Below are 9018 nucleotides of genomic sequence, written 5' to 3' on the forward strand. Positions count from 1 at the left end.
ATCCGCTGGAACTCGACCGCATCCTCGGCGACGAGCGCAATTTCGCCGGCACCAGCTTCGTCACGCTCGACATGTTCGGCAGCTACCGCTACGGGTCGGAGCTGCTCAACGTCACCTACGATCCGGATCGGACCGAGCAATACGCCAGCTACGGCTGGGACGACGAAGGCACGCCGGCCGAACGCGCATGGCTGATTCGCGACGGCCTCCTCGAACGTCCGCTGGGCAGCGCGCTGTCGGCGGCGCGCAGCGGCATGCAGGGCGTGGCGAATGCGCGCGCCTGCAGCTGGAATCGTCCTCCGATCGACCGCATGGCCAACCTCAACATCGAGCCGGGCGACACCAGCTTCGACGACATGGTGGCCTCGGTCGAGCGCGGCGTGTTGATGGATACCAACCTGTCGTGGTCCATCGACGACTCGCGCAACAAGTTCCAGTTCGGCTGCGAAACCGGCCGGCTGATCGAAAACGGTGAACTGAAAGGCATCGTGAAGAATCCCAACTACCGCGGCATTTCCGCCACCTTCTGGCGTTCGCTCAAGGCAGTCGGTGACCGCTCGACGTTCAGCGTGATGGGCACGCCCTTCTGCGGCAAGGGCGAACCCTCGCAGGTGATCCGCGTCGGTCACGCGTCGCCGGCCTGCCTGTTCGGCAATGTCGATGTCTTTGGAGGCGCCTGATGCGTTCGTATTTCCTTGACCTTGCAGCCCGGCTTGACGCGCGCCTGCGCGACGGCGAAGAGTACCAGTGCTGGCTGGCGGCGGAATCGTCGGATTTCGTGCGCTTCAACCGCAGCGCCATTCGCCAGCCGGGACATGTGCGGCAGATCTATCTCACGCTCACCCTGTTGGACGGCAGCAGGAATGCATCGATGACCATGGCGCTGGCCGGCACGATCGAAGCCGACCGCTTCGTGCTCGACCGCATGATCGCGGCCCTGCGCAGCCAGCTGCCGGACCTGCCGGAAGACCCCTACCTGCTGCGCGCGACCGACGTCCAGTCGACGGAACACATACTGCCGTCCCGCCTGCCGGAAACCGCTGCCATCGTGGACGAGGTGCTTTCCGCCGCCCGCGGCCTCGACCTCGTCGGCATCCTCGCCGCCGGTCCGATCTACCGCGGCTACGCCAACTCCTGGGGCCAGCGCAACTGGCACGAGACCGCCAGCTTCAACCTCGACTGGAGCCTCTACCACCAGCGCGACAAGGCGGTGAAGGCGAGCTACGCCGGATTCGATTGGGACAATGGCGTATTCGCGGAAAGATTCGCGCAGGCCGCCGGCCAGCTGTCGCTGTTGCAGCGCGAGCCGGTCAGCATTCCTCCCGGCGCCTACCGGGCGTACATGACACCGTCTGCGCTGAACGAAATCCTCGGCATGCTGAACTGGGGAGGTGTGTCGGAAAAGTCGCTGCGCACGCGGCAGAGCCCGTTGTGCCGCATGCACGACGACGGCGTGCGGCTGCATCCGGCCGTCACGTTGTCGGAGCACACCGCGGGCGGACTCGCGCCGGCCTTCCAGGGTGACGGCTTCATCAAGCCGGGCAGGGTCACGCTGTTCGACGAAGGACGGCTTGCCGGCAGCCTGGTGTCGCCACGTACCGCGAAGGAATATGGCATCGCGGCCAACGGCGCGGACGCGGATGAAACCATGTCCTCGCTCGAACTGGCCGCAGGCTCGCTGCCGATCTCGCGCGTACTGGCCGAACTCGACACCGGCGTATTCATCAGCAACCTGTGGTACCTGAACTATTCGGACCGGATGAGCGGACGGATGACCGGCATGACGCGCTTCGCGACCTTCTGGGTGGAGGGCGGGGAAATCAAGGCGCCGCTGAACGTGATGCGCTTCGACGATTCGCTGTTCGGCGTGCTGGGGGAAAAGCTGCTTGCGTTGACGAGCGAACGGGAAATGCTGATCGATACGGATACGTATGGGGCGAGGAGCACCGGCAGCGCGCTGCTGCCGGGTGCCCTGGTGAAGGACTTCGTGTTCGTGCTGTGATTACACGATCCCTTTGTCTTTCAATTCCGCAATCCGCTCCTCGCTCTCTCCCAGCACTTCCCGCAACACCGCCTCCGTATGCTGGCCCAGCATCGGCGGCGGCAAGTCATACCGCGGCGGCGTGGCCGACATCTTCATCGGGCTCCCCACCAGCTTCACCATCCCGCCCGCGGGGTGCGGCAAATCCATGCGCAGCCCGCGCGCCTGCACCTGCGGATTCTCGAACACTTCATCGAGATTGTTGATCGGCCCGCAAGGCACGCCCGCCGCTTCCAGCGCATCGATCCACTGCTGCTTGGTTTTCGTCTTCACCATATCCGCGAGCAGCGGCACCAGCGTAGCGCGGTGGCGCACGCGCATCGGATTGGTCGCGAAGCGTTCGTCTACCGCCAGCTCGGGCCGTCCGCCCGCTTCGACGAAGCGCCTGTACTGGCCGTCATTGCCCACGGCAACAATGATGTGGCCGTCGGAGGTGGCGAAGGTCTGGTAAGGCACGATGTTCGGATGCGCATTGCCCCAGCGTTTCGGTGGATTGCCGCTTGCGAGGTAGTTGGTGTTCATGTTCGCCAGCATCGACACCTGCACGTCGAGCAGCGCCATGTCGATGTACTGCCCCTCGCCGGTGCGGTCGCGGTGTGCGAGCGCCGCCATGACCGCGATGGTCGAATACATGCCCGTCATCAGGTCCGAGATCGCCACGCCGGCCTTCTGCGGCCCGCCACCCGGCAGGTCGTCGCGCTCACCGGTGATCGACATGAAGCCGCCCATGCCCTGGATGATGAAGTCGTAACCCGCGCGCTGCGCATACGGCCCGGTCTGGCCGAAGCCGGTGATCGAGCAGTAGATGAGGTCGGGCTTTTCCTGCTTCAGCGATTCATAGTCGAGGCCGTACTTCTTCAGTTGGCCGACCTTGTAGTTTTCCAGCACCACGTCCGACTGCCTCGCCAGCCGGCGCACGAGGTCCTGCCCCTCCGGCGTGGCGATGTCGAGCGTGACGGAACGCTTGCCGCGGTTGGCGGCGAGGTAGTAGGCGGCTTCGCTGGTGTCGCGTCCTTGCGCGTCCTTCAGGTAGGGCGGGCCCCAGTGGCGGGTGTCGTCGCCCGCGCCGGGGCGTTCGATCTTGATGACATCGGCGCCGAGGTCGGCGAGGTTCTGGGCGCACCATGGTCCGGCGAGGACGCGCGTGAGGTCGAGTACGCGAATGTGTCCGAGCGCCTTCTTCAGTGACGAATCATCCATGTTTCGAGTTGTTCCGCAGTCAGTGGTTGTGTGAAGAAAAATCCCTGCGCAATGTCGCATCCGCGCTCGCGCAGGAATTCCATCTGCTGCGGTGTTTCCACGCCCTCGGCCACCACTTCCAGGCCGAGCGGCCGGGCCATGGAGATGATGGCTTCCGTGATGGCGCGGTCATCCCTTTCCCCGGGCAGGCCGCCGACAAAGCTGCTGTCGATTTTAACCTTGCGCACGGGATAGCGCCGGAGGTAGGCCATGCTCGAGTAGCCGGTGCCGAAATCGTCGATGGAGAGCCCGATCTGCATGTCGGTGACATGGTCGAGCAGGGACGATGCCATCGAACTATGCTGCATCACGGTGCTTTCCTTGACCTCCCACTCGAGCAGGTGGGAAGGCACGCCGGTGCGGTCGAGCGCATCCTCCAGCTCGGTCATCAGCGATCGATCCATGAGCTGGCTGGCCGACAGGTTGATCGCCAGCGTGAAGCCGTGCAGGCCCTGCATGATCCATTCGTTCAGCTGGTCGCAGGCTTCGTGCATCACCCGTGCGCTGATGTCGTGGATCAGTCCCGTTTCTTCCGCCAGCGGCAGGAAGATGGCGGGCAGGATGATGCCGTCGCGCGGATGGCGCCAGCGCAGCAGCGCCTCGACGCAGCGCACCTTGCCGGTCTTGAGGTCGACCTGCGGCTGGTAGAAGTGGACCAGTTCATGTTCCTCCACCGCGCGCCGCAGGTCGGCTTCCAGCGTGGAGCGCTTTCCACTTCCCTCGCCCGACTGCGGCGCGAACATGCGGTACTGGTCGCGCCCGGCCGACTTGGCGTGATACATCGCGATGTCGGCCTTCTTCATGAGGGTGTCGATATCGGTGCCGTCGAAGGGATAGATGGCGATGCCGACGCTCGCTGAAATCTGCAGTTCCCGCCCCTGCAGCGCGAAGGCGCCGTGCATGGTCTCGACGATCTGCTGGGCGATGTCGTCGGCGATGCGCATGTTGCTCAGGTTGCGCGCGAGCAGCATGAATTCATCACCGCCAAGGCGGACCAGCACGTCGTCCTTGCGCACCACGTTTTTCAGGCGCAGCGCCGCCGCCTTGAGCAGCTCGTCGCCGACCGCGTGTCCGAAGGCGTCGTTGACGCTCTTGAAGCCGTCGAGGTCGATGAAGAACGCGGCAAGGGTTTTCGCTTCCGCCGTTACCTTGGGGAAGAAATCCGCCGCCTGGTCGAACAGGAAGTGCCGGTTCGGCAGCCCGGTCAGGCTGTCATGGTGGGCGAGGTGGCGCAGCTGCGCATCTTCCCTGGCGCGCTCCGCCTGGTGAGAGATGCGGCCGACGAGCGCGGCGGCATTGCGTGCGAAGTCCGCTTCATCCTTGCGCCATCGGCGCGGCTGGGCGCGGATCGTGAATATCAACAGGCCGGCGGGCTCGTTGCCGCGCTGCACCGGGATCGCCATCAGCGCCTTGATCCCACGGGCGTGAAAGTATTCGCAATGCAGCGCGGCGCGCGGATCCTGGTCGACGTCGGCGACGATGAACTGCTGCTCGCCGCGGACGAGTTGCATCAGCAGCGGGTGGAAGTGCTCCGCAAATACGGGATCGGGCTCTTCCGCGCTGAAGTTCTGGCGGATGTCGTCATACAGCGCGACGCAGCGCGTGGAGGCGAGGTCGGACGCCACTTCCCAGAACGCGCACTGGTGCACGGCGATGGCCTTGGCCGATGACTTCAGGATGATCTTCAGTGCCGGTTCCGGCCCCGTGTTTGTCTGCTGCGACAGGCGGAGCAGGCGGTTGAGGTAATGCAGCTGGCGTTTCATCCCTGGCGTGGCTTGCGACGCCGCTTCCTCGGTTTGTGCGCCATGGGATTCGGGCCGCAGTATCCAGATGGTGGATCCGGCATCATGCAAGGCATCGACACGGTTGGCGACGAAATGGAAGCGCAGCACCTTCCCCGATTTGGTGCGCAGCCGGATGTCGTCACCCTCGGTCGCGCTGCCGGTTTCGGGAAACAGGAATTCGACGGGACGTCCGACCAGTTCCGTGTCGTCGAATCCGAGCTGGTCCAGCAGATGGCGATTGACGTGCGTGATGACGCCTTCCTTCAGGCAAATCAGGCCGGTGTCCGCGCCGCCAAGGAGGTCGGAAAAGGTATGCCACTCCGCCGGGAAGAGGAAGGTCGCGGTGTCGAAGGGCGCCAGATAGGAGCTGTCAGCGGACATGGCGGGCAGGGCGGCCGGGCCCGATGAAGGCCGGGCCCGCATCACCTTCTGATTAACGATTGGCATTAGACTACGGAAGGTAGAAGATCATTCCGAGAGATAGATCAATCCATGTGGTTTTATCCTAAAGTCCTTGCGCATCGTGGCGGTGGCACACTCGCGCCCGAGAACACGCTCGCTGCGCTGCGCTGCGGACTGCGTCATGGCTATCGCGCGGTCGAGTTCGACGTGATGTTGTCGAAGGACAGCATTCCGGTGCTGATGCACGATTCCGATTTCGGCCGCACCGTGCGCGGACGGGGCAGGGTGGCTGACACACGCGCCGCCGACCTCGCGCGCCTGGATGCCGGTTCCTGGTTCGGCGCCGGCTTCACCGGGGAACCGGTGCCGACGTATGAGCAAGCCGTCAATTTCTGCAAGGCAAACGGCATCTGGATGAACGTGGAGATCAAGCCGTCGCCCGGGGCCGAAGCGGAAACGGGCAGGGTGGTGGGCGAGTTCACCCGCCGCCTGTTCGACGCAGGCGACGCGCTGCCGCCGCTGTTTTCCTCCTTTTCCTTCGATGCGCTGGTAGCCGCCAAGGCGGCAGCGCCCGGCATCCGGCGCGGCTTCCTCGCCGACGTCATCCCGCCGGACTGGCTTGACCGGCTGCAGGCGCTGGACGCGGTAGCCCTGCACACCAACCAGAAGCACCTGCTGCCGGAACGCGCGCGGGCGGTCAAGGACGCCGGCTACGGCCTGTTTTGCTATACCGTCAACACGCCCGAACTCGCGCGCGAAATCCTCGGCTGGGGCGTGGATGCCTTCTGCACCGACCGCATCGACCTGATCGGGCCGGATTTCGCGGCCGGTTGAACGGTATGGAGATTGGCCCCGCCATCCCTTTTCCGGGGCCTCATCGACAGGGAGCAATCACGTATAATCAACGGTTTGCAACGCATTCCCTCACCTTCGCCCAACATGAAATCGTCAGAAATCCGCGAAAAATTCCTGAAGTTCTTCGAATCGAAAGGCCACACCATCGTCGCGTCCAGCCCGGTGGTCCCCGGCGACGACCCGACATTGCTGTTCACCAATGCGGGCATGAACCAGTTCAAGGACGTGTTCCTCGGTTTCGACAAGCGCCCGTACACCCGCGCGACCACCTCGCAGAAGTGCATCCGCGCCGGCGGCAAGCACAATGACCTGGAAAACGTGGGCTATACCGCGCGCCACCATACCTTCTTCGAAATGCTGGGCAACTTCAGCTTCGGCGATTACTTCAAGCGCGATGCGATCAGCTATGCGTGGGAACTGCTGACCGAAGTCTTCAAGCTGCCGAAGGAAAAGCTGTGGGTGACCGTCTACGCGGAAGACGACGAAGCTTACGAAATCTGGAACAAGACGGTGGGCGTGCCGGCTGAGCGCATCGTGCGCATCGGCGACAACAAGGGCGCGCGTTATGCATCCGACAACTTCTGGATGATGGGCGACACCGGCCCCTGCGGCCCCTGCACCGAAATCTTCTACGACCACGGCCCGGAAATCGCCGGCGGCCCCCCTGGATCTCCCGACGAAGACGGCGACCGCTACATTGAAATCTGGAACAACGTCTTCATGCAGTTCAACCGCGACGAAGAAGGCGTGATGCACAAGTTGCCCAAGCCCAGCGTCGACACCGGCATGGGCCTGGAGCGCATCACCGCGGTGATGCAGCACGTGCATTCCAATTACGAAATCGACACCTTCGTCAACCTGCTCGCCGCCGCCAAGAAGGCAGTGGATGAAGCCGGCGCCGGCGACTGCGACAAGGATTCGCCGTCGTTGAAGGTGATTGCCGACCACATCCGCGCCTGCACCTTCACGGTGGTCGACGGCGTGATCCCGAGCAATGCCGGCCGCGGCTATGTGCTGCGCCGCATCGCCCGCCGTGCGATTCGCCACGGCTACAAGCTGGGCGCGCGCAAGCCGTTCTTCAACGCACTCGTCCCGGCGCTGGTCGCGGAAATGGGCGACGCCTATCCGGAACTGCGCCAGAACGGCGAACGTGCAATGCAGGTACTCAAGCAGGAAGAAGAAGCCTTCTTCCGCACCATCGCCAACGGCATGGAAATCCTCGACCGCGCGCTGGCATCCGGCGCCAAGGTGGTCGATGGCGACACCGCGTTCAAGCTGCACGACACCTACGGCTTCCCGGTTGACCTGACCGCCGACGTCTGTCGCGAGCGCGGCGTGACGGTGGACGAGGCGCGCTTCAACGTGCTGCTCGACGAGCAGCGCCAGCGCGCGCGCGAAGCCGGCAAGTTCAAGATGGCGGCAGGCCTGGAATATTCCGGCAGCCCGACTACCTTCCACGGCTATGAAAAGCTGATCCACGACACCGCAAAAGTGACTGCGATCTATGTCGACGGCACCTCGGTGCAGCAGGCGAATTCCGGCGACGACGCCGTAATCGTGCTCGACCACACCCCGTTCTATGCAGAGAGCGGCGGCCAGGTCGGCGACACCGGCGAGCTGCGCAATGCCGCCGCCCGCTTCATGGTCGAAGACACGCTCAAGATCCAGGCCGACGTGTTCGGCCACCACGGCAGCATCGCGGAAGGCTCGATCAAGGTCGGCGACACGCTCAACGCGAAGGTCGATGCCGAGAAGCGCGCGAAGACCGTGCGCAACCACAGCGCCACCCACCTGATGCACAAGGCGCTGCGCGAAGTGCTCGGCGCCCACGTCCAGCAGAAGGGTTCGCTGGTGAACGCCGAACGCACCCGTTTCGACTTCGCCCACAACGGCCCGATGACGCAGGAACAGATCCGCAAGGTCGAAGCCATCGTCAATGCCGAAATCCTCGCCAACCACCCGACGCAGGCGCGCGTGATGGCGATCGACGAAGCGCAGAAGTCCGGCGCGATGATGCTGTTCGGCGAGAAGTACGGCGATGAAGTGCGCGTGCTCGACATCGGTTCCAGCCGCGAACTGTGCGGCGGCACCCACGTCCAGCGCACCGGCGACATCGGCCTGTTCAAGATCGTCGCCGAAGGCGGCGTGGCTGCCGGCGTGCGTCGCGTCGAAGCCATCACCGGCGACAACGCGCTGGCTTACCTGCAATCGCTCGAATCCACCGTCAACCAGGTTGCCGGCACGCTGAAGGCCACCCCGGCCGAACTGTCGACCCGCGTCGGCAGCGTCCTCGAACAGGTCCGCTCGCTGGAGAAGGAACTGGCTGCCGCGAAGGGCAAGCTGGCATCCGCGCAAGGCGACGAACTGCTGGCCAAGGCGGTCGACGTCAATGGCATCAAGGTGCTCGCCGCGACGCTGAACGGCGCCGACGTGCCCGCGCTGCGCGAAACCATGGACAAGCTGAAGGACAAGCTGAAGACCGCCGCCATCGTGCTGGCCGCCGTCAATGACGGCAAGGTCAGCCTGATCGCCGGTGTCACGGCCGATGCGACCGCCAAGGTCAAGGCCGGAGAGCTGGTCAACTTCGTCGCCCAGCAGGTCGGCGGCAAGGGCGGCGGCCGTCCCGACATGGCCCAGGCCGGCGGTACCGACCCGAGCGGCCTGCCGAAGGCACTCGACGGCGTCACCGCCTGGGGG

Annotated in this window: 6 protein-coding genes; 4 read left to right on the forward strand and 2 right to left on the reverse strand. The window is 64.5% G+C overall.

Annotation, left to right across the window (positions count from 1 at the left end):
- Both AYR66_RS04840 and AYR66_RS04845 read left to right on the forward strand, forming a co-directional pair.
- The coding region (locus AYR66_RS04840) for a TldD/PmbA family protein (RefSeq protein WP_141104164.1) at window positions 1-680 on the forward strand (680 nt) is incomplete at its 5' end.
- Window positions 680-2002, forward strand: coding sequence for a TldD/PmbA family protein (locus AYR66_RS04845; RefSeq protein ID WP_088706582.1), 1323 nt, complete (start codon window positions 680-682; stop codon window positions 2000-2002). The genes AYR66_RS04840 and AYR66_RS04845, both read left to right, overlap by 1 nt.
- On the opposite strand, the gene AYR66_RS04850 is transcribed toward AYR66_RS04845, so the two are convergent.
- Both AYR66_RS04850 and AYR66_RS04855 read right to left on the reverse strand, forming a co-directional pair.
- Window positions 2003-3241: a CaiB/BaiF CoA transferase family protein gene (locus AYR66_RS04850; RefSeq protein ID WP_088706583.1), complete on the reverse strand. Its 1239-nt coding sequence runs from the start codon at window positions 3239-3241 to the stop codon at window positions 2003-2005.
- Window positions 3223-5445, reverse strand: coding sequence for a sensor domain-containing protein (locus tag AYR66_RS04855; RefSeq protein ID WP_170942063.1), 2223 nt, complete (start codon window positions 5443-5445; stop codon window positions 3223-3225). The genes AYR66_RS04850 and AYR66_RS04855 overlap by 19 nt, the downstream gene beginning before the upstream one ends.
- Window positions 5446-5556: 111 nt before the next feature.
- Between AYR66_RS04855 and ugpQ the strand changes: the two genes are divergently transcribed.
- Entirely contained in the window at window positions 5557-6300 is a 744-nt protein-coding gene (ugpQ, locus tag AYR66_RS04860) for a glycerophosphodiester phosphodiesterase (protein WP_088706585.1), read from the forward strand.
- Window positions 6301-6405: 105 nt separating this feature from the next.
- Window positions 6406-9018 (forward strand): alanine--tRNA ligase (gene alaS, locus AYR66_RS04865; protein WP_141104165.1); only part of this gene is annotated, 2613 nt, incomplete at its 3' end.

The sequence above is a fragment of the Noviherbaspirillum denitrificans genome, from assembly GCF_002211445.1.
Lineage (GTDB): Bacteria > Pseudomonadota > Gammaproteobacteria > Burkholderiales > Burkholderiaceae_D > Noviherbaspirillum > Noviherbaspirillum denitrificans.